This window comes from Psychrosphaera saromensis (assembly GCF_002954545.1).
GTDB classification, from domain to species: Bacteria; Pseudomonadota; Gammaproteobacteria; order Enterobacterales; family Alteromonadaceae; genus Psychrosphaera; species Psychrosphaera saromensis.
Window position 1 is genome coordinate 2,625,227 of the sequence record NZ_MSCH01000003.1, and the last position, 24,550, is coordinate 2,649,776.

At 36.7% G+C, this 24,550-nt stretch carries 21 protein-coding genes and 1 pseudogene; 7 read left to right on the top strand and 15 right to left on the bottom strand.

The window, feature by feature from the left end; all coding sequences use genetic code 11:
- Window positions 1-37: 37 nt before the first annotated feature.
- Window positions 38-508 carry a hypothetical protein gene (locus BTO11_RS11915; protein ID WP_181135967.1) on the bottom strand — a complete coding sequence of 157 codons (471 nt, stop codon included), beginning with the start codon at window positions 506-508 and terminating at the stop codon, window positions 38-40.
- 58 nt (window positions 509-566) lie between these two features.
- On the opposite strand from BTO11_RS11915, the gene cls reads away from it, so the two are divergent.
- The 5 genes from cls to BTO11_RS11940 all read left to right on the top strand — a co-directional run bounded on the left by cls (window position 567) and on the right by BTO11_RS11940 (window position 8,198).
- Window positions 567-2,090: a cardiolipin synthase gene (gene cls, locus BTO11_RS11920; RefSeq protein ID WP_105052812.1), complete on the top strand. Its 1,524-nt coding sequence runs from the start codon at window positions 567-569 to the stop codon at window positions 2,088-2,090.
- A gap of 95 nt (window positions 2,091-2,185) precedes the next feature.
- Window positions 2,186-2,974, top strand: coding sequence for an endonuclease/exonuclease/phosphatase family protein (locus BTO11_RS11925; protein ID WP_105052813.1), 789 nt, complete (start codon window positions 2,186-2,188; stop codon window positions 2,972-2,974).
- Entirely contained in the window at window positions 2,974-3,825 is an 852-nt protein-coding gene (locus BTO11_RS11930) for an NAD(P)H-hydrate dehydratase (protein ID WP_105052814.1), read from the top strand. Before BTO11_RS11925 ends, BTO11_RS11930 begins: the two co-directional genes overlap by 1 nt.
- Window positions 3,826-4,046: 221 nt before the next feature.
- Window positions 4,047-5,147 carry an efflux RND transporter periplasmic adaptor subunit gene (locus tag BTO11_RS11935; RefSeq protein WP_105052815.1) on the top strand — a complete coding sequence of 367 codons (1,101 nt, stop codon included), beginning with the start codon at window positions 4,047-4,049 and terminating at the stop codon, window positions 5,145-5,147.
- 3 nt (window positions 5,148-5,150) lie between these two features.
- On the top strand, window positions 5,151-8,198 hold the full coding sequence (locus BTO11_RS11940; protein WP_105052816.1) for an efflux RND transporter permease subunit: 3,048 nt from the start codon (window positions 5,151-5,153) through the stop codon (window positions 8,196-8,198).
- A 142-nt stretch (window positions 8,199-8,340) separates the two neighbouring features.
- On the opposite strand, the gene BTO11_RS16715 is transcribed toward BTO11_RS11940, so the two are convergent.
- From BTO11_RS16715 to BTO11_RS11990, 11 genes and pseudogenes are all read right to left on the bottom strand, one after another.
- Complete coding sequence (locus BTO11_RS16715) at window positions 8,341-9,147, bottom strand: methyl-accepting chemotaxis protein (protein ID WP_425319647.1); 807 nt, start codon at window positions 9,145-9,147, stop codon at window positions 8,341-8,343.
- A 24-nt stretch (window positions 9,148-9,171) separates the two neighbouring features.
- Window positions 9,172-10,344, bottom strand: a pseudogene (locus BTO11_RS16720) (FIST signal transduction protein); the annotation flags it as partial.
- A 470-nt stretch (window positions 10,345-10,814) separates the two neighbouring features.
- Window positions 10,815-11,891: a protein-glutamate methylesterase/protein-glutamine glutaminase gene (locus BTO11_RS11950; protein WP_105052818.1), complete on the bottom strand. Its 1,077-nt coding sequence runs from the start codon at window positions 11,889-11,891 to the stop codon at window positions 10,815-10,817.
- A gap of 15 nt (window positions 11,892-11,906) precedes the next feature.
- Entirely contained in the window at window positions 11,907-12,560 is a 654-nt protein-coding gene (gene cheD / locus BTO11_RS11955) for a chemoreceptor glutamine deamidase CheD (RefSeq protein ID WP_229793385.1), read from the bottom strand.
- An 18-nt stretch (window positions 12,561-12,578) separates the two neighbouring features.
- The gene (locus BTO11_RS11960; RefSeq protein WP_105052819.1) at window positions 12,579-13,415 is read right to left on the bottom strand and encodes a CheR family methyltransferase; all 837 of its coding nucleotides are present in this window, start codon (window positions 13,413-13,415) and stop codon (window positions 12,579-12,581) included.
- 8 nt (window positions 13,416-13,423) lie between these two features.
- The gene (locus BTO11_RS11965) at window positions 13,424-15,286 is read right to left on the bottom strand and encodes a methyl-accepting chemotaxis protein (protein WP_105052820.1); all 1,863 of its coding nucleotides are present in this window, start codon (window positions 15,284-15,286) and stop codon (window positions 13,424-13,426) included.
- Between the two features lie 112 nt (window positions 15,287-15,398).
- Window positions 15,399-15,860: a chemotaxis protein CheW gene (locus BTO11_RS11970; RefSeq protein ID WP_229793384.1), complete on the bottom strand. Its 462-nt coding sequence runs from the start codon at window positions 15,858-15,860 to the stop codon at window positions 15,399-15,401.
- Window positions 15,857-16,393 carry a chemotaxis protein CheW gene (locus BTO11_RS11975; protein WP_105052821.1) on the bottom strand — a complete coding sequence of 179 codons (537 nt, stop codon included), beginning with the start codon at window positions 16,391-16,393 and terminating at the stop codon, window positions 15,857-15,859. The genes BTO11_RS11970 and BTO11_RS11975 overlap by 4 nt, the downstream gene beginning before the upstream one ends.
- Window positions 16,393-18,555, bottom strand: coding sequence for a chemotaxis protein CheA (locus BTO11_RS11980; RefSeq protein WP_105052822.1), 2,163 nt, complete (start codon window positions 18,553-18,555; stop codon window positions 16,393-16,395). Before BTO11_RS11980 ends, BTO11_RS11975 begins: the two co-directional genes overlap by 1 nt.
- Window positions 18,556-18,560: 5 nt before the next feature.
- Window positions 18,561-18,923, bottom strand: a complete 363-nt coding sequence (locus BTO11_RS11985) for a response regulator (RefSeq protein WP_105052823.1) — start codon at window positions 18,921-18,923, stop codon at window positions 18,561-18,563.
- Window positions 18,924-18,937: 14 nt separating this feature from the next.
- On the bottom strand, window positions 18,938-19,228 hold the full coding sequence (locus BTO11_RS11990) for a hypothetical protein (RefSeq protein ID WP_105052824.1): 291 nt from the start codon (window positions 19,226-19,228) through the stop codon (window positions 18,938-18,940).
- A 258-nt stretch (window positions 19,229-19,486) separates the two neighbouring features.
- On the opposite strand from BTO11_RS11990, the gene BTO11_RS11995 reads away from it, so the two are divergent.
- A complete protein-coding gene (locus BTO11_RS11995) occupies window positions 19,487-20,287 on the top strand; it encodes a sel1 repeat family protein (protein WP_105052825.1) in 801 nt (266 codons plus the stop codon).
- 75 nt (window positions 20,288-20,362) lie between these two features.
- Here BTO11_RS11995 and BTO11_RS12000 read toward each other — a convergent pair whose 3' ends face one another.
- The 3 genes from BTO11_RS12000 to BTO11_RS12010 all read right to left on the bottom strand — a co-directional run bounded on the left by BTO11_RS12000 (window position 20,363) and on the right by BTO11_RS12010 (window position 22,523).
- Complete coding sequence (locus tag BTO11_RS12000; RefSeq protein ID WP_105052826.1) at window positions 20,363-20,692, bottom strand: response regulator; 330 nt, start codon at window positions 20,690-20,692, stop codon at window positions 20,363-20,365.
- Between the two features lie 107 nt (window positions 20,693-20,799).
- Window positions 20,800-21,351: a histidine kinase dimerization/phospho-acceptor domain-containing protein gene (locus BTO11_RS12005; RefSeq protein ID WP_181135893.1), complete on the bottom strand. Its 552-nt coding sequence runs from the start codon at window positions 21,349-21,351 to the stop codon at window positions 20,800-20,802.
- 14 nt (window positions 21,352-21,365) lie between these two features.
- Complete coding sequence (locus BTO11_RS12010; protein ID WP_105052828.1) at window positions 21,366-22,523, bottom strand: response regulator; 1,158 nt, start codon at window positions 22,521-22,523, stop codon at window positions 21,366-21,368.
- 394 nt (window positions 22,524-22,917) lie between these two features.
- On the opposite strand from BTO11_RS12010, the gene BTO11_RS12015 reads away from it, so the two are divergent.
- Window positions 22,918-24,144: an SPOR domain-containing protein gene (locus BTO11_RS12015; protein WP_105052829.1), complete on the top strand. Its 1,227-nt coding sequence runs from the start codon at window positions 22,918-22,920 to the stop codon at window positions 24,142-24,144.
- Window positions 24,145-24,550 lie beyond the last annotated feature (406 nt).

A 24,550-nucleotide genomic window follows, 5' to 3' on the forward strand; every position in this document is an offset into this window, starting at 1 on the left:
TTAAATCTATGTATTAATGGATATTCTTTAGTCTTCGTTAATCAAAAACAAACGGTTCTTTGTTGGCCTTAATTCTGATCCAGTTCAGCGTCGACTGTACTGATTTACGGCCAAGAAGGTTACGTTCAAGCTTATCTTTGCCTGGAAATGGAACTAGGCTCAGACCAATTAACAAGGTAATTATGCCTTGTCCCGGTAAAACTAACATGGCAAGTCCACATAGGATCAATATTACCCCAAGAATTATTTCGGCTGCCTTCACCATGTAAAATACTGTGTGATTTACGGCATGTCGCATTAGGGTTAATTGATGATTTTTCTTACTGTCATTAGCCGATACTTTTTTACTAATAAAGTATCGTGTGTCCATTTGTGTAATGATGTAAGTTATAACGATAAAATAAACGATTGAAGCGGATGTGGTGAGCAAAATAATTAAGAATATATAATCGGAGTTTAACACCTCCATTAAATAGTTTGAGATACTGTTGTAATATTCTTTAATCACTTTTGTTCTCCATTATTTATACAATTGTTACGAGACACGCATTATTAAGTAGAGCGGTATGCAAATATTTGAAGTATTGGTTAATTGGATTTATGTTAACTGGGTAACCCTCATCGTTATTTTCCATATTAGCTTATCTCTGGTGACATCGGTACATGTACTTTTGTACAAAGAAAATGAACGCACGTCTTTGGCTTGGATTGGCCTTGTTATACTGTCACCCGTGATAGGAAGCTTGTTTTATTGGCTTTTTGGTATAAACCGAATTCAGCGTTCAGCGAAAAAAAATCACCCTAAGAAGCTGAACTACGATATCGAGCAGCTCGCCCTTAATAAACAAGTTCTTTGTAAACAAGAACAAAAAGACAAACAAGCTAACTTTGACAATACTCTAGTTAATTGCCCCATCCCTCCTAATTGGCACAGTGCCATTATTGCCGGACATAAAATTCATCCGGTCAATTATCTTGCAGGTAATACCGTTGAACCTCTTATTAATGGAGATGCGGCCTACCCAGCTATGATTCAATCTATTGATGATGCAAAACACAGTATTGTTTTATCTAGTTATATATTTGATTACGACTCGCTTGGACGCCAATTTATCAATGCGTTAGCACAAGCACAAAAACGAGGCGTTGCGGTCAACGTATTACTCGACAGAATTGGTATTGGTTATAGCTGGCATAAATCAAACCGGGCATTAAAAAAGATGGGGGTAAAAACAGCCAGTTTTTTACCCGCGATATCCCTCAGTAGTATTCGCTTTATTAACTTAAGAAACCACAGGAAAATCCTCTGCGTTGACGGTGAAGTCGCGTATGTCGGTGGGATGAACATAAGTGAAGATAATCTAGTTGAATCATCAGCAAGCCCGATTGATGATATTCAGTTTAAAATAACCGGTCCGGTCATTGACCAGATAAGTCAGATATTTATCAAAGATTGGTATTTCACCACCAACGAGTTAATTGAGTTCCCAAGCTATAAAGAACAGACCGCGTTAAATAAACAACTGGAAGCCACTGAACAAACTGTTTTTGCCCGAGTCATTGAAGATGGCCCAGATGAAAATCATAACAAAATACGTTGGACGTTAATTAATGCCTTAGTGTGCGCACAAAAAACCGTAAAGATCATGACGCCCTATTTCATACCAGATCAAACCTTGATGAATTCTCTGCACAGTGCAGCTATGCGAGGTGTCTCTGTTCAGATTATTGTGCCTGAGCACAGTGATATTCCTTTTGTCGATTGGGTAATGGAAGCTAACTTTTCTAGAATAATGGCACACGGAATACAAATATATAAAAACAACAGGCCTTTTGATCACAGTAAAATCGTTATTATTGATGATGTTTGGTCATTCATTGGCTCGACCAATTGGGATGCGAGAAGTATGGAATTCAATTTTGAGATCAATTTAGAGTGCTTCGACAAAAAACTGAATAGCCAACTGACCGATTTTTTTACCAAGAAGAAACTAAACTCGTCACTTGTTGTGCAGTCACAAATGAACAAATTATCGATTTATAAGAAGATCAGAAACAATTTATTTCGTTTGTTCTCGCCATATATGTAGTGGTATTAGATCTACAAAGACTAAATGCTAATTGATAGCCAAAAACGGCTAGCTAAGACCTCTTATAAATAAGGGCCTTTAAACGGAAATACATTATGATTAAACACAGGTATAAATTAGTTGAGTCCCTAAAGCTTATGGGCCGTGCGCCCAAGCTGGTACTTGGCCCTAATATAGAAGTACTGCTGTGGAATGTTTTTAAATGTAAAAGAAAAGGATGGCAGGACGATTTCATCAATTTAGTGTGGGACAAAGACTTAGTTTTATTACAAGAGGCGATATTAAACACCCCTTTTGACATCCACTTTAACCAATCGTTACGTCACGAATGGATTATGGCGCGCAGTTTTAAAACGGTAAAAACCGATATAGACACTGGCGTAAAAACAGGTTCTAACGTGGCAGCACAAGAACATTACTTTTGCGTATCAAAACACCATGAACCAATATCACAAACCAAAAAAATGTCGCTGGCAACTGTCTACCCATTAGATAATAAAGGCCAATCATTACTTGTGGTAAATTGTCATGTTATTAACTTTGTTACGTTTGAAAAATTCAGTGTGCACTTAGACCAAGTTTTCCAATCTCTAGCCGATCATAACGGACCCATACTATTAGCTGGAGATTTTAATACATGGAATGGCAAAAGGCTGCGCTACTTTAATCAACTAGCAAAGTCGTTTCAGTTAGATGAAGTGAATATCAAGCGTAAGCCAAGGTTAAGCCATTTATTACAACACCTGGACCATGTTTACTGCCGAGGCTTAACCGTATTAGATGCGCAAGTGCATACCCATATAAAATCCTCAGATCACTACCCAATTAGTTTGACGTTAAGTACATTAAAACAAACGTTTCAATACACGAGTGAGCCTAAGTAATGAACCAACTAGTTAAACAAAATAGTCCAGAGTTGTGGGCAGATAGACTACCTGTGTTACAGCAAGATGGTAACAAGTTTACCCGAGGCCACGCTTTAATTTGGGGTGGATGGCCAGCCACAGGAGCTGCACGTATGTCGGCTAGAGCGGCTGCGCGTATAGGGGCTGGATTAACCACAGTTGCAGTGGATGTTAGTCAAAATGAAACGGCTTTAATGGTTTATGCCAGCGCACTAATTAGTATCATGGTAACCCCTATAGCCAAACTACAAGACCTTGATACTATACTTGCAGATAAACGCATTACTGGGTTACTTATTGGCCCAGGCGCAAGTGTTGGCGAGGAAACAAGAGCTCGAGTATTAGCAATGCTTAAATCGAAAAAAGCGACCGTATTAGATGCAGGTGCCCTTTCTTCTTTTAAGGAAGAACCGCAATTGTTATTTGCAGCTATTGATGGTGTATGTGTGCTGACACCTCATCAAGGTGAATTTGCTCGTATATTCCCTAATATAGACTCGTGTGATGACAAAATAAGTCGAGCTCGCAACGCAGCTAAAATCAGCGGTGCCATAGTGGTACTTAAAGGCAGTGAAACTGTCATTGCCGCACCTGATGGTCGTACGATTAGCAACAAAAACGCACCTGCTACTTTAGCAACGGCAGGCTCAGGTGATGTTTTGGCTGGCATTATACTTGGACTCCTAACACAAGGTATGGAGCCTTTTATGGCCACCGCTGCTGCCGTATGGTTTCATGGTGAGGCGGCCAATATTTTTGGCCCAGGCTTACTAGCCGAAGATTTACCGGATTTATTGCCGGCGGTTCTGAGACAGCTTTATGCTAGCTAATTAATTTATACTCGATATCAGTTACCTGATGTTAATTAAGAAAGACGCTAGTATTCAACCTAACGCTAAAGCTGGTTGCTTTTTGCAACGCTTAACTTGAACTAAAGAATTTACTTTATAAATTATTCACTTAAACTAAACCGAGCAGTTTACTTGCAGTTTTAATATATGGATTATTGTTTACCTATTTTCCTAAGCTTTATATAACCTGGACTAATAAAATGACAGATAACAAAAAAGCCTCCATAAAGTCGATGACAACTAATACGTTTCGTCTTTCCGCTCTTGTTGCCACTTTGGCAATACTATCAGCGTGTGGGGGTAACAAGGACGATGCACAACAAGTAAAACCAATTCAAACAGTGAAATTAGCTGTGGTTTCTAATATTCCAGAAGAAAGCCAAATGTCTTTTCCTGCCGAAGTAACCGCAGTAAAAACAATAAATATGAGCTTTGAAGTAACTGGTCGTTTGAGCGAGGTTCATTTACGGACGGCCAGCCAAGTTAAAAAAGGCCAATTATTAGCTCAAATAGATCCAATCCCTTTCCAGCGTCAAGTTAAAGAAGCTAAAGCCAGATTCAATCAAGCAGAGTTAGATTTAAAACGCATAAAGTCAACACTGAGCAAAGGCGTCGCATCGCAAAGCCAATTGGATAGTGCTGAAACTGCATTTGAATTGGCTGAAATCATGCTAAATAACGCCAAGCAAAACTTAAGTTACACCCGTTTAACCGCGCCTTTTGACGCTCAAGTTTCAGAACGACTGGTTGAAAACGATAGTTATGTAAAAGCTGGCGATACCATTGCTAAGTTGCAAGATATCTCACAGTTATATTTTAATATCAACATACCAGAAAGATTGTTAAGCGCTTATAAAACAGGTTCACTTATCAAAGCTACAGCCCATTCATTATCAGCACCTGATAAAGAATACGAATTAGAATATGTTGAACATTCCACTATGCCAGACCCAGTAACTCAAACCTATAAAGTGGTATTTGCGGCTCACTCAGCACCAAAACAAAGGCTGACTCCTGGCGCTAGAGCAATTGTTAAATTAGTGGCTAATCAACAAAGATCTATGTCTGAATTAATCATCCCTTTTACCGCTATCAACGGTAATAAAGCGAAAGGCTTTAATGTGTGGGTATTTGATGAGAAAACGAAACAAGTAAGCAATAAGCAGATTCAAGTTCTTAAAGTTGAAAAAGGCTATGCAATAATAAGCGGTGACATCCAAAAAGGTAATTTTGTTGTTGCTGCAGGAACAACTAAGATGCAAGAAGGTCTAGTTGTAAAACCATATACGGCGGAGCGCTAAACTATGGGCATTGCAAATTACACCTTTAAAAAACCAGTCAATACATGGCTAATGGTTGTTGTATTTGTACTTGGTGGCTTGATTGGATTAAGTAACATTGGTCGACTAGAAGATCCCGCGTTTACCATTAAAGTCGTACAAATAGTAACCCAGTTCCCTGGCGCTAGCGCTGAGAAAGTAGAACGAGAAGTCACAGAACCATTAGAAATTGCTTTGCAACAAATGGCACAGCTGAAAAAATTAGAGTCTATTTCTAAGCCTGGTGTTTCTGAGATAACCCTTGAAGTTAAGTCTAACTATGACTCAGACTTACTGCCTCAAATTTGGGATGAAGTTAGAAAACGCTTAAATGATGCGGGTAAAAATTTACCAACCGGCGCTCAACAACCTGCGGTTTATGACGACTTTGGTGAAGTATATGGTATGTACTACGCGTTAAGCGCTCCAGATTTTTCAACTTATGAGTTACGTGAATTTGCTCGAATTATTCGACGTGAATTATTAGTAACCGACGGCGTCGCTAAAGTTCAAGTTAGTGGTGTTCAACAAGAACAACTAGTCGCTTATATAAACCCTTATCAAATTGCTGGTTTAGGTATTTCTTTCCCTGATCTTATGGGTTTATTACAAGAAAACTTAAAACCCTTTAATGGCGGACGGTTAAACGTTGAAGGCCGTAAAGTAAGACTGCTAGTTGATAGTTCGGTTAATCATATTGAAGAAATTTATAACTTACCTTTAGTTGTACCAGGTTCAAATAAGTCGATTAAAATCCGTGATTTTGCTGAATTAAAGTTTGAACCAATCGATGTTCAACCTGTATTAGTTCGTTATCAAGGCCATGAAGCAATTACATTGGCCGTTGCGGCATTAAACGACGTGAATATTGTTGAAGTTGGACAGGCTGTTACGAACAAAGTAAATAGTATTTTAACTAAACTTCCAGCTGGTATCACCCTAACCCCTATTTATGATCAAGCTGCTTTGGTTGATGAATCTGTACAAGGCTTTATTGATAATTTAATACTGTCTGTGGCCGTTGTAACGATTACATTAATGCTCTTTATGGGCTGGCGTTCAGGTGTTGTGGTTGGCTCTGTATTAATCGTGACCGTAATGGGCACAGTGTTGATCATGTGGTTAATGGGACTGCAACTACAACGCATATCGTTAGGCGCAATGGTTATTGCCATGGGGATGTTAGTTGATAATGCGATTGTGGTCGCTGAAGGCATGATGCTGAGGATGCGCCAAGGTAAAAAAGCACTTGAAGCCGCCTCTTTTATTGTTAAACGTACTCAATGGCCATTATTGGGTGCCACGGTTATCGGTATTGCTGCATTTTCTGGTATTGGCTTGTCCGATGATGCCACCGGTGAATTCCTGTACTCATTGTTTGCCGTGGTATTAGTATCGTTAATGTTAAGTTGGGTATTAGCAATTACCTTAGTGCCATTACTTGGTAAGTACCTTTATAAAACGGGCAACGATGACGAAAACGATGCAAACAGCGGTGCTTTTTATAAAGGCTATTTGAAAGTTCTTCATTTTGCTTTAAAACACAGATGGATAACGGTTTGCGGATTATTGGCAATTACTGTGACAGCATTTGGTAGTTTTGGTCTGGTTAAACAAGGTTTCTTCCCATCGTCTAATACCCCTTTATTTTATGTGCATTATTGGGGACCTCAAGATAGAGATATCAGACAAACCACAGACGTTATGGTTGCGGCTGAAAAGATTGCACTTGGTTTTGAAGAAGTGAATATTGTATCTACCTTTATTGGCCGAGGCGCAGATAGATTTACCTTAACCTATCAAGCACAAACCCCTAACGAAAGTTACGGTACGTTTTTAATAGAGACTCATACTAAAGATCAGATCCCAACCTTAATACCTAAACTATTGGAAAAACTAAAGTTAACCGATTTAGATGCTGAATTTTATGTTGAGCGTGTTCAGTTTGGACCTGGCGGTGGCGCTAAGTTAGCGGCACGTTTCTCAGGCCCAGACGCAACAGTATTAAGAGAGCTAGCTGGTAAAGCTGAAGCACTTATGAGAGCAGATGGCAGTATTAAAGACATTCGTCATGACTGGCGCGAGAAAGGATTAGCGTTAAATACTAATTATGACTCGTTTAGTGCTGGTATTGCGGGGGTGTCACGCAATGACTTTAGTCAAACGGTTCAATATGCATCTAGCGGATTAGAGTTAGCTCGACTGCAAGATGGCGATTATAGTTATCAAATTAAAGCTAAAATGGCGAATTCTCAGACATCTGAGGTTGAAGCTATTGAACAAAGCCAAGTGTGGAGTAGTGAACAAAGGGAATATGTGCCCTTTCAACAAATTTCATCTGGTGTTGAGCTAATTAATGAAGAAACTCAAATTCATCATAGAAACCGAGTCCGTACCATAACGGTTAAATCAGACCCTGGTTTCTCAGAAACCGCAGGTGAAGCATTCGCTAGAATAAAGCCTCAAATTGAAGCTATTGATATTCCAGATGGATATAAACTTGAATGGGGAGGCGAATACGAAAACGCAGCTGAGGCACAACAAGCACTAGGTAAAGGCTTGCCTATGGGATTCTTAGTTATGTTTTTAATCTCGGTACTCTTGTTTGGCCGTGTTAGACAGCCGCTTATTATTTGGTTAATCGTACCTATGGCTATTGTGGGTGTTGTAACAGGTTTATTACTGACTGATATGCCGTTTGGCTTTATGTCTTTGTTAGGCTTCTTAAGCTTGTTTGGTATGTTGATCAAGAATGCGATTGTATTACTTGAAGAGATTGACTTGCAGATTGTTGAAGGTAAACATCCTAGAATTGCGATTGTAACGGCTAGTTCTAGCCGTTTACGCCCTGTTGCTCTAGCTGCTATTACTACAATATTAGGCATGGCACCTTTGTTGTCAGATGCATTCTTTGCAGATATGTCGGTGACAATTATGGGCGGGTTAACGTTTGCAACTGTGTTAACGCTCATTGCAGTGCCTGTTTTATATAGTATCTTTTATAAAGTGAGTTATAGAAACCCTAAGGACTAATAATTTAGTTCTTGTTTAATACGTTAAACAGAAATAAAAAACGCGATTTATGTCGCGTTTTTTTTATGCCTATTAATAACATCAGTTAATCATAGTTAGCTAAGGTGATAGCTCTATCCTTTGTTTAAATTAAACATGAAAACTAAAGGTTATTGGCTATTTTTAGACGTTCAATGAGTTCTACTTCTTCACCAATAGCCGCTACACGGTCTGACATATTAGTGATTGCTGTAACATTAGCGTCTACATCTTTACTTGTTGTTGCAGATGCATCTCTTAAGCTTTCAATTTGCTCTGTTAATTTAAGCGTACTTGAGCTCATTCTAGACATGAAGTCTTCAATTACACCGACCGTTTGTTCTATTGCCGTGGTTGACTTAGTAACCGATGCGATAGTGTCACTGGTTTGGTCTAGACTATGTTGTGTATTTTTAGACAGTTGGCGTACTTCATCGGCAACAACTGCGAAACCTCTGCCAGCTTCACCAGCTCGAGCCGCTTCTATAGCCGCATTTAACGCTAAAAGATTGGTTTGATCTGCGATAGCCGAGATAACTTTTAAAATGGCTAATACTTGATCTGAACTTTCTTTTAGTTCGTGTACATCATTACCTAAAATGCTCATTTTACTTTCTTGTAATGTTATATCGTCTTTTAGATCGTAAAACGCACCACTTGCATCATTAATAATGACTTCGGTTTGTTGCGAGTTTTTAGTAATGCCGTTGAAGCTTGTTAATACACTTTCTAATAATGGACGATATTCAGATAAACATTCAATCAAGTGACTTTGTAATCTGTTTATTTGCATTAAGCTGTTAACTTTTGATAATAAAAAGAACTGTTTGTAGTTACTGTAATGAATTGGAAAGTTATCAACCAATGGATCTGAGAACCGTTCGCCATTTTCCACATTGAAAAAGAACAGCGCGGTTAACGTTTGATTCATGTGCACGCCCAAAAGCTCACCAAATGTGGAAAAACCTGCCGCTTTAATATTTTTAAATGCCGTTAGTTGATTTAACTTATCACTATTATTAACACGTCGTAGAATACAGTCATTGGCTAACATGGCAATTGGAGCTGGTTTGTTTCTTAAATACTCATCTAGGGCTTGTTTGGTGCTATTAGCGAAGTCTTTAGCTTCAACTAAAATAAGTTCGTCACCAAAGTCTAAATCACAGAAGAAATTTAATACTTTGTTTTCAACATCTATGCCGGAGATTGAACGTATAAATAATTCATCTTTGATCTCTACGCCAAATGAAAACCCAGTTAATTTAGCTTCTAATTTATCAGGCGTACAACGAAGATGCTGACAAAGGTGATCAACTATGTTCTCTACCTTGCCCGTGTCTTTGGAGATAACACTTGTTACTGTGCGTTTTTGAGGGTCAGACTCAGCAATATAAAATGATTTGTTTGTTTTATGGAAGTTATGCGTTTTCAATATACCGTAGCGGATATTAGGTGCAAGTTTAGTAAAGATAACGACACTGGCATTGTCTGCCACTTTGTTACCATCAAATACAGCCGCTTTTTGAAAGTCCAGTTTCCCACCTGCAGAGCCACCAATAAAGTGACACGGAAAACGTTGGCTATCGTACAAGGCTTGCATGAAGAAGTTTTCACTGGCTGACAATCCATCCATAAACGTCATGGCAACCGTATCTTGGTAGTTGACCGACATATTCAAAGAAACTTTTTCAATTTCATTTTGAATCGCTTTAATTCTATCGGTTTTTGATTTGGTTGCTTTGCCCTGCTTTAAGTCTTCACAGTGTAAAGGTATGGTTTTAATTTCAATATCGGCAAATACACTGTCACTAAAGCTCTGTAAAACAATAGAGTCCCAATTGCCCTCTGTAGTTTGGTAAAAGTTATTTTCTTGGCTGTTCAACTCACCAGCGGTCATCATAGCGACTACCTTGGAACAAAATGGTGTCGCATTTTGAATGGACTTTACCGTCTGTTCGAAATCAAGGTTTGGTGAAATAAATGCAAGAATCAATTGAGTTTTATACTCTTGAAAATCTAAGTTTGCTAGACGGTCTAAAGATATTTCAGATGCCCTTAACTGTAGTATTTTTATTCCTGTTTCACTTACTTGATGTTGTTTGCTTTTTTGTTTGTTAAACCAAGACATTATCCATTCCTTTTGACTTCACTACTAATACACTTATTAACACTATTAAGCTGATTAAATAAAGAAAGCCTTTATTTACACTACAATAGCCTTAAACGACTTCAATATTTTATGAAAAAATTAACGTATTTAAACATAATATTATGCATTGACGAGTGATTACTCTACAACTTGTTCTATTACTAATCGGCGGTCTTACAAGAAACTGTAATAATTTAACTAACTAATTTGATTAAAGTTTTTTATATAAGCTATAAAATTAGAGTAAATACTTAATAAGAATCACTATTACAGGTTAGTTTTAATATATCTATGTTTAAATTTACATATCAATATTTTGTGCTACTTGGAGTGATTAAATGAGAATGATTGATTTGACAATATATGAGTAGATTAATTTATTGTTTGTGGCAGTTCCTACTTTATATTTTGAGTTAACTCCAGTGGTTCAATATTATAGGTTTTTAGTTTCATTTAGCGGCCGCCATTTGATGTCTTGTTAATAACGCGTGTTGTAGGAGCGTTTTACTAATATCAAATAAATCACACTCTACATCGTGAGCTGATAACTTATGAGCGCTACCTGGCATCCCCCATATTAAGCTACTATTTTCATCTTGAATTATAGTTTTTGCGTCTTGTTGTTTCAGTTCTAACATTCCTTGAGCACCATCGTTCCCCATGCCTGTTAACAAGACAGCTTGGACATTGTCAGCCATAGGTAACAAAGAACGAAACAATACATCTACCGATGGTTTATGGCGGTTAACTTTTTCGGAGTCATCAAATACACAAAACAAGGCTCCATTTTTCTCTTTTACAATTAAATGAACAGCCCCTTGAGCTATATAAACATTACCTTCTTTAATCTTGGTGCCATGTTTAGCTTCTTGTACTGTCATTTCACATAACTCATTCAATCTACTAGCAAAACGTTCGCTAAATGTAGGTGGTATATGTAGAGCAACAACTACAGGAGGTGAGTTTTTAGGTAACTGGGTCAATACGACTTTTAATGCTTCCGTCCCACCAGTTGAAGCCCCTATTGCGATAATATGATCTTTTCTTGCCGTGCCTGCAAAGGGTAATATTTTGCTGTTTTTGCCATGAATAAACTTGCTCGTTAATTGATGCTGCTTTTGATTAACGCTTACCGCTTGTTTAACTTTATCAATGATAAGTTGTTTGAATGACGATTTAGTAGTGAGCAATTCATTAAAACTAGGTTTTGCTATAAAGTCGATTGCGCCTAATTCTAGCGCTTGCAGTGTAATGTCGCTGCCTTTGGTTGTTAACGTTGATAACATAACGACAGGCATAGGCCTTAATCGCATTAAATTAGCCAAAAATGTAATGCCATCCATTTTTGGCATTTCCACATCTAACGTAATAACATCTGGATTGAGACTCTTTATTAATTCTCTTGCCACAAGTGGATTTTCAGCCTCTCCAACAACATTAATTTCGGAGTCTGACGACAATAACTCACGTACAACTTTTCTAATAACTGCTGAATCATCAACAATTAATACCTTAATTTGTTTCATCATATTATCCAATTATTAGAACAACTCTACTTCCCCACCTACTTCACTATTGTCTATAACGCTACGATAATCATTTTCACGTCGTACGATAGTGTCGTTTTGTAAGTTATATAATTTCTTAACGAAGGCTTGACCTGTGGTGGGATCAAATAGCACTTTCCTTGGGTGAACTGAACCAACATCTGTTTTAACAATTTCTATATTTTCGTTGTCCAAGTACTCAAGTACAAACTCGATGTTACGTTGACCAACATCCGACAATTTTTTCAACACTTTACCACCACCAAAAACTTTGGCCTTTAAATTAACTTTTCGGCCGCCGTATTTGAGTATCGTATTAACAAGGTGCTCCATTGCAAAATTACCATATCGAGTCGAGTCAGAAGACTTACCTCTACTCCCCCAATTCACTTCATGCTCTTCTTGGTCAGTAACTGGCAGCATAAAATGATTCATACCGCCTATTTTTGCATGTTCATCCCAAATGCAAGCGGATATACAAGATCCTAATGTAGTTGCTATTAATGAATGAGATTTAGATATAAAAAACTCCCCTGGCAATATCTTAGATACGGGGCATTGCCTTTGTTTATCAAAGTAATGATTTATATGTACAAACTCGGGAAAACAGTTTGAAATGTACTCTTCCATGGCTTCGTGACTATGCAATGTATTATTCTTCCAATATTAGACTTTTCTAAAGACGGTGCGGCCTACTGTTTCGAAATACTCTTGGCATTTACCTAAATTCTCACTATGCCCTAAAATTAACAGGCCACCTGGGCTCAAAAGCTGATGAAAGCGACTGAATAGATCATTTTGCGTTTCTTTATCAAAATAAATAACAACATTACGACAAAAAATAACATCAAAAGGCCCTTTCATTGGCCATTCGTGTAATAGATTTAACTGCTTGAATGTAATTAAGTCTTTTATATTTTGTTTTGCTCTAATTCTTTCTTTATTTTGAGCGGTACCTGTACTGAAAAATCGTTTTTTAGTGGCAATCGGCATAATATTATTTTTGTCTAAATATATACCGTCACTCGCCTTAGCTAATACGTTACTATCGATATCTGTTGCTAAAATTTTCACATCCCAGCTAGATAGCTTGTCCGCCATAAAGTCCATCACTGTCATGGCGATAGAATACGGTTCTTCTCCTGTTGAACTTGCGGATGACCATATTCTTATCCGCTTATTTGAATTGTTTTTTAACAGCTGAGGTAACTCAGTTCGTGTTAAAAATTCAAAGTGATGCGATTCCCTAAAAAAGCTAGTTAAGTTTGTGGTGATTGCATTAACAAAGTACGTCATTTCACTTTTTGGGTTTGTTCTTAATAATTGGCAATATTGAGTAAAGCTATCGAATTTTCGTTCTCTCACTATCTGAGATAAACGTCGATAAACCATCTCTCTTTTACCTTCACTAAGTACAATCCCAGTATTCTCATACACAAACTCACAAATGAATTTGAAGTCTTTTTCTGACAATACTGAGTCTGCTGTACGAGTATTATTCATAACCTCCTCTAAAACTCTTCCCACTCTTGATCTGACGGTGTAGATGGGCGTACTTTGTGAGATGTTAATGGTCTTGATTTAGGTGCGGTGCTTGGCCTTACTTGAGCAGACCGAGCTTGGGTAGGTCTAGCTTGAGGCGTTCTTCTAACAGGCGTAACAACTTCTTCCTCCTCATCTTCTCCGTTATTAAAAAAGGCAATTTGCTGTAATAAGGATTGTGCTTGATCTTCCATTGATTGACTAGACGCACTTGCTTCTTCAACTAAAGCTGCATTTTGTTGAGTCATTTCATCCATTTGGCTTACGGCTGCACTCACTTCGCCAATGCCTGCAGATTGTTCTTTCCCTGCGTTATCAATGTCGGTAAGCATTCGACTTACTTCGTCAATGGCAGAGACTAATTCAGTAAACGTTTGGCCTGTCGCATCCACTAATTTAGTGCCCTGGCTTACGGCTTCAACACTGTCATTGATTAACCCTTTTATTTCTTTTGCGGCACCAGCTGAACGTTGAGCAAGATTTCTTACCTCAGCCGCTACAACAGCAAAACCACGGCCTTGCTCTCCAGCTCTCGCGGCTTCAACGGCTGCATTTAACGCTAATAGGTTGGTTTGGAAGGCAATCTCATCGATTACGCTAATAATATCTGCAATTTTTTTACTGGATTTGTTGATATCGCTCATTGCTGTGATTGCATTTTTAACGACGTCGCCGCCATCAGTGGCTTTTTGCATAACACCAGCAGATAACTTAGTGGCTTCCGACGCATTTTCTGCATTTTGCTGAACGGTACTGGTCAATTCTTCCATTGCCGATGCAGTTTCTTCTAAGCTGGACGCTTGAGTTTCTGTACGGTGGCTTAGTTCGTTATTACCAGCGGCAATTTCTTTAGATGAATCAAACACTTGTTTTGATGCATAACGAATATTGCTAACCATGCCATTTAATACATCAATAAATTCATTAATTGAAATGCCAATAATATTAAACTCGCCAATTAATTCGGCTTCAATTTTTTGGGTTAAATCGCCTTCAGATAAGGTCATTAGCGTTTCTTTTATTTGAGAAATTGCTTTTTTACGAGCCGTAATATCAGTTGCGTATTTGACAACTTTCATCGTATTGCCGCTTAAATCTAAAATTGGATTGTATGACGCTTGTATCCAGACCTCTTTTCCAGCTTTACCTATGCGTAAATACTCATTGCTGTCGTATTCACCACGATTTAACTTTTCCCAAAATTGCTGATATTCAAGTGTGCTTTTATAACTAGGTGTTACAAATATACTATGGTGCTGGCCTTGTACTTCAGCAAGTGAATAGCCCATTGCATTTAAGAAGTTATCATTAGCTGTGATAATAGTGCCATCCATATTAAATTCGATGACAGCCTGTGATTTACTAATGGCTTGTATTTGACCTTCGAAATCCGCATTTTTTAATTTTTGTTCCGTGACATCAGTAGCAAACTTAATCACTTTATAAGGCTTATTATTCGCATCAAAAATAGGATTGTAAGAGGCTGCAATCCAAACTTCTTTACCACTTTTTGCTATACGTTTATATTCTTTTTGTTCAAATTTACCTGCATTTAAACTTTCCCAGAACTCTTTATATTCATAACTATTTCCAAAATTAGGCTCGACAAATATACGGTGATGTTTACCTTTAATTTCGTCAAGGCTATAGCCCATCGCATTCAAAAAGTTATCATTAGCGGTGATAATAGTGCCATCCATTTCGAACTCAATGATAGCCTGGACTTTATGAATGGCCTTCATTTGCGCCTGCATTTCTCTCAGTTCAACATTGTTACTTTGTGGCTCAACCGAATTATTTACGCTTGTTGTCGTGTTCTCATCTGTGCTCATATCGATATTTCCTTCCGATTGAATATCATCGTTTAATTTTTGTTAGTTTTCTATTAAGAATATTGTGCAACTACTATCTTGATATCATGCGTTAGATTTAGAATATTATTCACTACAAGTGATACAACTCATCCTGATTTAATAACGTTTGACTGTTTAATAAAATAATCAACTTTTCGCCATGTGACGCTAACCCCTGTATAAAACAGCGGTCAATTTTATTGCCAAAGTCAGGAGCTTCTCTTATTGATTTATCACTGAATTTATAAACTTCAGACACGGCATCTACTACTAAGCCAACCACCATAGGTTTTATTGCAGTCTGGTCTCTAAGAATAACAATGACGGTTTGGTCATTATATTTAAGCGCCTGTTTTGCAAAACGCTCTCTGAGATCAACAATAGGAATGATCACACCTCTGAGGTTTATCACCCCTTTTATATAGTCAGGTTTATTGGGTAATGTTGTTATAGGTGATAACACTCGAATCTCTTGGACGCATAAAATATCAACGCCAAACTCTTCACCGTCTAGTAGGAATGTTAAATACTCTTGTTCAATTTCATTCATCATTGATTACATCCATCAATTTGGTGTTTCTCAATTTTATATAACGCTTCAGGGGTTAATAATGTAACAACGTTAGTATCTTGATTAACTAAGCCGGTGATAAATTCAGGAGGAATAGAGCCACCAAATGCGGGGGCTTTTTTTATATCATCAGCTTCTGCATTTAATACATCCGAAACGGCATCAACAACAAAACCAATAACTTTTGATTTATGCTCAACCTCAATTGTTAAGACAACGACGACCGTCGTTACTGTGTAAGTACATTGGCCAATACCAAACTTCATGCGCAAATCAATGATAGGCACAATGATGCCACGCATGTTAATCACGCCTTTGACATAATTGGGTGAGTTGGGAATTTGCGTTGGTCTTTCCCAGTTGCGAATTTCTTCAACACATAAAATATCAATAGCAAATTGTTCATTACCTAAAACAAAGGTTAGGTATTGTTCTGCGTTGTTAATGAATTCAATACCTTCAAGTGATTGTTCACCTTGGGACGGAATATCTTTGGCGAGCGATTGAATATCCATTAAACAACCTCTACGTTATTATTTACTGTTGCTTTTTGAGCCACTTGAGCTTGTTTTAATGCCATAGTGATCATCCCTGGAATATCTAGAATCATGGCAACAGAACCGTCACCTAAAATAGTGGCTCCTGAAATACCATCTACTTGCTGATAGTTATCCTGTAGGCTTTTAATAACGACTTGCTGTTGAGCTAATAAATCATCAACCATCAAACCTACTTTTTGCCCATCAAATTCCACGACAACCAAGAGTGCATTTTCTATTTCTGTACACTGAGCTTCCAAGTTAAATAGTTGATAGATAGGGAGCACAGGAACATTGTCTTCTCTGAGGCGATACAAAACCATATTGCCTGATACTCGGTTAATTAATTCTGCTTTGGCTTGTAAGGATTCAACAATTGTAATAAGCGGTATGATGTACACTTCTGTGCCAACACGTACTAATTGCCCATCTAAAATAGCTAATGTCAGAGGTAAATTAACTTTAAAGCAGCTGCCCTTACCTGGTTCAGATTCGACTTGTATTCTGCCACCTAAAGACTGGATGTTTTTCTTAACCACATCCATACCAACACCACGGCCAGAAATATCAGTCACTTCACTTGCGGTTGAAAAACCAGGTTCAAACAGTAAGTCGAATACCTGAGCATCAGTAAGTGAGCTGTTAGGCTCTACAATGCCCTTTTCTATTGCTTTGTTTAATACGGCTTCTCGATTTATTCCACCGCCGTCGTCGTTCACTTCTATAACAATTGAACCGCCCACATGATAAGCGTTGAGCGATATTGTGCCTTTCGCACTTTTCCCATTGGCTAATCTAACTTCGGTAGACTCAATGCCATGATCTGCCGCGTTTCTTACAAGGTGAACCAAAGGGTCGCCTATTTGCTCCATTACCGTTTTATCAAGTTCAGTTTGTTCACCTTTGATAACTAGCTCTATTTGTTTACCTGTTTTTATAGATAAATCATGTATTAATCTTGGGAAACGATTAAAAGCAAAACTAATAGGTAACATACGAATGCGCATAACGCTTTCTTGTAATTCTTTGGTGTTTTGGAGCAGTTGATCTAAACCTGATGTTAGTTTTTCAACTTTAGATAAATCAAAGTCATTGCCTAATTCGGATAACATTGATTGCGTTATAACTAGCTCACCGACCAAATTAATTAGCATATCTACTTTATCAACGCCAACACGAATAGAGCCAACATCAGGTTTCGCTTTTGCTGGAGACGCTTTATCTTTACCCACAATTGCACTTTGCGGTTTAGTTGTTAATACGTTTGTATCTGTGGTGATTGTGTTTGGTGACAATGGCTCTGCTAGCTCTTGTTTAGATGATTGTTCAGATTCTGGTTGTGTGCTTTGAACTTCAGGGTCTTGTTCTTGAGTCTCATTATTTACAGCTTCATCTTCTTGAACGTTAGGAGTAGCATCATTCGTTAATAAAGTGATTTCCAATGTACATTCATCTTCTACCCATTCGAAGACTTCTCTTATGTCGTCTTCTGTAGCATCTGAGCTTGTTAGTTTTATTTGCCAACTTAAATAAAGCTCTTTAGGTTCTACATCAGAAAAAGCGGGTAATTCACTGGTATTACATACAATTTCAAGCTCTCCTAAATCAGCGAGTGCATTAAAAAGAAATAGAGGGTCATTACCGGTCTGGACCAAATGAGGTTGAGGAGTAAAATCAATTAACCATGATTGTGCATCTGTAGCACTTTGAGTTTTTTCAGATTTATTGTCGTTTTGTGGCTGAGTATCAGTGCTAGATGATTTAAGTGACTCATTTAATAAGCCCTCTACATTACTTATACTTTCATCTTCACATACGACTTTATTATGATCGGCATCAATTAATAAACGAATACAGTCGACCGATTGAAGCAATATTTCAATATCACTTTTCAGTATTTCTCTTCTACCGTCGCGCATTTCATCTAACAGGGTTTCAACTAAGTGAGTAAATTCAGTCACTTGATTAAAACCAAATGTTCCAGCTCCACCTTTAATTGAGTGAGCAGCCCTAAATATAGAATGTATGGAGTCGTCTTCTGAGCTTTGTAAATTTAACAAGCCCGTTTCCATTATTTCTAAACCTTCATAGCTTTCTTCTAAAAACGTAGGAAGAAACTGTGCGAGATCAATACTCATATAACTTACCTAACAACACGTTTTATTGTTGCGAGTAACTTATCTGGATTAAAAGGTTTAACCAGCCACCCAGTGGCACCAGCTTCTTTACCACGTACTTTCATATCACCTGAGCTTTCAGTTGTTAACATTAAAATAGGTGTAAATTCAAACGATGACAATTTCCTAAGCTCTTTGCAAAGCTCTATACCATCCATATTTGGCATGTTTACATCGGAAATAACGAGATCAAAGTTTTCACCTTTAGCTGTTTGAAGGCCTTGTAATCCGTCGGAGGCTTCAACCACGTCGTAACCTGCACTTTTAAGAGTGAAGCTAACCATTTGTCTAATAGAGTTAGAGTCATCTACTATCAAGAATTTAGGCATTCTTATTCCTTGTATTAATTAATTTGGAGATATAATTTAAAATCTGAATTTTCTAGACCAAGTTGTTTAATGCTTTTTTGTAAAATTTCAGAGTTGATCTGCCAGGTGAAGGTCTTTTTTTGCGTGATTAGTTCGTTCATTACAACTAGCAATAGTTGTACGCCAACGGTATCTATTTTATTTAACGATTTATCAGTAAAAGTAATATGCTCTGAGTTTTCAATTAACTCGGTTACCTTACTTTTGAACGCGGATAAATGAGATATGGTTAGATCATTTGGTAATTCAAATTCTTGTTTTTCCATTAAACTGATACATCCCTAATAAACATTCTAGTCCTAAAATTTATAGACAACAGATCCCCCAAACGCAAGACTGAGTTCAAAAAAAGAACAATAAAATCTCAATTTAGACAATTACTTAAATCAATAAAAATTTAAAACTCTTAACAACAAAATGTTTTTTTATATCTATACTCAAAAACACTAGGGAAATAACAACTGTTTACCCATTTTGAAAAATGCGCTAATTCAGATTTAGAATAAGAAGGATGTAGACAAAATATGCCAAGCGACAACTCAAAAGTTCCAGGTCAAATATTTGCATGGTTTGAAAAAATGAAAGGGAATTATGAAAAAAACTTAGCCACTATGATGGAACGTTTTGAACGAAATGTAGATAAACAAAATCTAAGGATAGATACTCAAAACCTAGCACACATCGAAGAGTTAAAAATCAATTATAAACAACAATTAAATGATAAGAATCAGACGGTTGAATATCTAAATAGTGAGATTGATTTTTATAAACAACAAGTATTTAAACAACAAGAAATGCTTGAGCAATTAAATAGTCGCTACGATGCAGTAATGCATACCTTGCTGTCAGAAAAAAAACAAATATCAAATCTAAAAGAAGTTGTGAGTAGCGAGCATAATCAAACAAGCTCAGAAACCAACCATACTGACACAGCCGAGCAAGAACATTCTAATCAAGTCTCTTTTGACCAAAATCCGTTAAGTCAGACAAACATAACTATGGGTGATATTTCAGCTAAGGAAAGTATAGAAGAGCGAGCCGACTTGTACGCCCAGGCTATGGAGTTAAGACTTAATGGTGATCAAGAAAGTGCATTTATATTATTTGAAGAAGCCGCGAAGTCAGGTGATATTAAATCAATGGGAGCCTTAGCCAGAGCTTATTTTTTAAATGAAGGTGTAGAAGAAAATCAATTACTTGGCTTATCCTGGTTAATTACAGCTGCAAGTTTAGGTTATGAACCAGCAATTAAAAAATGTGAAGACTTTAAACGTACCTCACCTGAATTATATGAACAGTCACTAGCTCTAGTGGAACAATTATAATGACTTATATCTCTGAAACTACCCATCAAGCCGCAATTGTTGGTGTCGACTAGTTTTAGTTATAACACTCGTAAATCATTTAAAGCTTTCAACCGCTTTTAATAACTCCATTAACTGAAATGGTTTATGGATTGTTGCATCAAAAAAGCAGTCAGCTGTCACTTTTAAGTCGCCGGTCACTAATATCTTATAAATTGTATTTGGTAACTGTGAAGCTACCTCGTCACCTTTCAAATCGGTTAGTCGGTAATCTACAAATAAAACATCGGGTGGCGTGTTGGTACAGTAGTCAATCCCCTCATGTTCGTTGGTGAAGGTTACAATTTTATGTTGTGTGTTTTCAAACACTAATTCGAATAGTTTTATTAATGCTATATCATCATCTAAATAAACAATGGTGGCCATTTTATATCCTTATTTTACTTGGTAAACCCATGACTCACTAATCGTATTTATTGGTCTAAATAACGATGTCATATATAACTAATTTAAATATTCCATTTAATGCAGTATTATTTTTCGAGAGAATTGTCGGGACAATAAACCTGTTTCAAATCTTTAATTATATTGGCAATACGTTCGCTAGATTTTAAAATAACATCTAATTTTTCATTTGTATTTGCGTCTATCCCAGGTTGAGCCTTTATCAACTCGGTATAGCCTGAAATAATTCCTAAGGGGTTATTTATTTCATGTGCAGTGGCGTTAACGAATTTGTTAATTTCTTCATTACTGTTCTTTGATACATATTTTGCTGCAATAAATATGTTCCGAACTTCAACATCAATAAAAGCCGTACAGCTTAATCTGAGGGACTTGCCATTTAAATGTATATAGTTCTGTTCAAAGTTTATTAACGGTTTGTCTCTAGACAGCTCAGACATTAATTTTAATGTTTTTGTTACATCATCTTGATGCATTAGATCTTTTATATTGGTTAATAGCACCTTTTCTTTGGTGTAACCCAAGTTATGGACAAATGCGGTATTAATGTCTAATAAATTACCTTTATCATCGGTTATAAATAAAATGTCACTTGAGTGATTAAAAAAGGTTTCGTACATTCGACTATCCATCGTTAAAATAACTCAACATCACCAGAGTCTTCTATTTCTAATCCTTTATGTACACTAGCGTCTTGGACTTTTTCCATTTGGAGTTTCAAACCTTCCAGTCTATTCATTATTTCAACTAAAATTTCTTCCGCATTACTTAACTCTTCTGTGGCAGCTTCAATAAGTTTATTCAAAAATAGCTCTTGAGGCTCTGTCATTTCCAATGAATGATAACTACCAGCTATTTCTAACATAACATTTGTCATAACAGAGTTAATGATTTTGTTATGTTGACCAACACCTAACTTGAGCTCACCTATGTTTTCAGCCAATTCAAGAATTGCTTTACCCATACCATCTTGAGAGTGTAACTCCAATATTTTTGCTTCTAATCCCTCAATCATAGCGGCGGTATAATCTCTAATTTGACCTAAACTATGTTCGTCTTTTGGAGGGTTTTTGATAATGAAAGAAACGTGTTCATCGTTAACTATCATACGGTTAGTAAACATATATAACCGCCCTTTTGGTTCCAACAAAGCGTAAACATCGATTTCTATCGGAGATATTTCTATGCCATCGCTACGAAAATAAGTATCTTGTGGCAACTTAAACTTAATTGATGTATTTAGTCCAAAATACTGCATACTTTCGAAGAATACTTTTGATGCATCTTCAATATCTTTACATTTACTTAAGTTTTTAAAAAAGCTCATCACTTGGCTATACTGTGATGCTTGCTCCATGGTTGTGTAGATTAGTTGCTGACTTTCAGCAGCGTCACAAATTAACTTTTGCTCTTTAACTTTGCGTTGAACACTACTTTTAACTTTGAAAACTAACTCCTGAAGGTCAAAGGGTTTTGTTAAGTAATCGGCTACACCAGCCTCAAAAGCAGTAAGTTTTGATAATGGGTCCGTTTCACCAGACACAATAATGATATCAACGTCAGTATTTGTGCAGTATTCACTAAAAAGTATCTCGCAGAATTCTATGCCATTAATATCAGGCAAGTTAAGATCAAGTAGTATTGTTTTTGGTGCTAGCTCCTTGAATTTTTTTAATGCATCTTTAGCGCTAGTAAAAGCTACCGTGTTGAATTCAGAGTCTAGAATTTGCTGGTACATGTCTAAGTATTGTTTATCATCTTCTATTAAAAAGACTACATCTTTACTGCTCATAAAGCTTCCTTAATTAAAAACAGATATTTCAATTGTCAAATTTATCGCGTATGCAAACTTCAAATTCATAAGTTAAGTAAATTGAATTTTAAGAGTATAGGTTGCGTTTTATAATTTTCCATTTATTGGCAAATCTAACTGTTAGATTTCATGACTGTTTTATAAATTAAAATTATTTTTCATATATATAGGACAAAATTTTGGTTTTTAACTACAGTTATCAATTGTTAAATACCCAAGATGCATAAATAGGTCATCTACAATAAAACAAGTTATTATTGAACCCTTGCTTTTAAAGGGATAAAAAAACAATTACACTAAAGAAAATGCGTATTTTGTCGATAGTATTCAATATGCTATTTATTTATACAGAGATTTAAGTCCAAGGATTATCATGGCTAGAATAAAACCGTTATTATCAATACTGTCTACCGCACCACTACTTTTAATAAGCTTACCGTCTATAGCTGCTGAAGATGATATGGCTAAAAGTAAATTTAGCTTTAATTTTACTACTTTAAGATATGAAAAATATGAAAGCTCAGCTGCTCGTATCGGTTTTGGTTACAAACCAAGTGATGATAGCGGACTTGTTATGGACTTCGGCTTAGAGCACATCGTTAACTTTAACTATGTATCTGGCGGTGCTGATTTTAAACATGACTTTACCAACTTACGTTTGGCACCTGGTTATCAGTTTGACTTGACGGACAACTTTAGTATTACACCGAGCTTAGGTTTAGCCATTAATGTTGAAGAGATGAATGACATTAATTTACAGTATGGCGCGACTCAAGGTTATACAGGTTTAAAACTTTCTTATGATGTTACTGATGTATTAAGCTTTGTTGCAGAAAGTAATTATAACTTTGGTTCAACTTTGTTTGGTGACGCAGGTTCAATTGGCATTGGTTTTAAATATACACCTCAGTACAAGGTAACTAGTCTTTCATTAGCAAAACCTGAAAGCCAAGACACTGTAGAACCAAGTAATACAGCTTTAGCAGTTGTTCCTATTGTTCCTGTACAAGCACCTGTAGATGCCACATTAACAAGTTCAGTTACCGGTGTTGTTGATGACACTCTATTGGCTGCGCCTATAGAAGAAGAAGTAGTTGAACCAGTTGTTGTTGAAGAAACTAATTATGCAGATTTACCATATACTATTCAAATTGGCGCATACCAAAGTATGGTTTCGGTAAATAGATACCTTCAACAAAACTCAATAAACTCTGAAGATGTATACACTAGAGAAATTAATGGTTTACAAAAAATCTATTATAAAGGTTTTGAAAGTGTAACTTCTGCTAAACAGTCGTTAGCAAGTTTAAAAGCGAAAGGTGTAAATGGCTTTGTAGTGAATACACCAAAGCAAGCCGCTACTAAGCCTGCGGTTCTTGGTTCTGTTTACGCTATTCAATTAGGTAGCTTTAGTACCTTAAGATCAGCCGACCCGATTATTAATAAGCTACAGGAGTTAGATCGTCAGACGTTTATTAAACCATCTGGTGATTTAATTAAATTGTATACTGGCAAATTTGATACTCAGTCTAAAGCTGACTCAGAATTAGCTCGATTAAAAGATTTAAATATTAGTGGCTTTGTTGCTAAAGTAAATTAATTGTTTATAACAACTTAATTTATAACAATCAGCGATTTGGTTTATAACCAAGTCGCTTTTTTTTTGCTTTGCATTTACCTTTTTAGCTCAGAGTTACAATCAACTTTTAAGCTGATTTTCACTAGCGTTACACAAGGTCAGCTATGTTGTATTTTATTAATTAGATTTAGTCTGGGCTGAGGGTTAAGTTTGGTGTGGTGTGTTTATTGTGTATAGAGCTCGTTGGGTTTTATATCGATAGGCTTTTTGTTTTATTGCAGTGGTATCTTATTTTTTTCTTACTTACCCTCTAGTTCGTTACCGCTTTACAATTAGAGACTTACCACTTAATAACGAATTAGATCATACACTTTAATTAATCGGGTTATTTACCAGAGTGAGAACAGGCACAAAATAGAAGCCATAT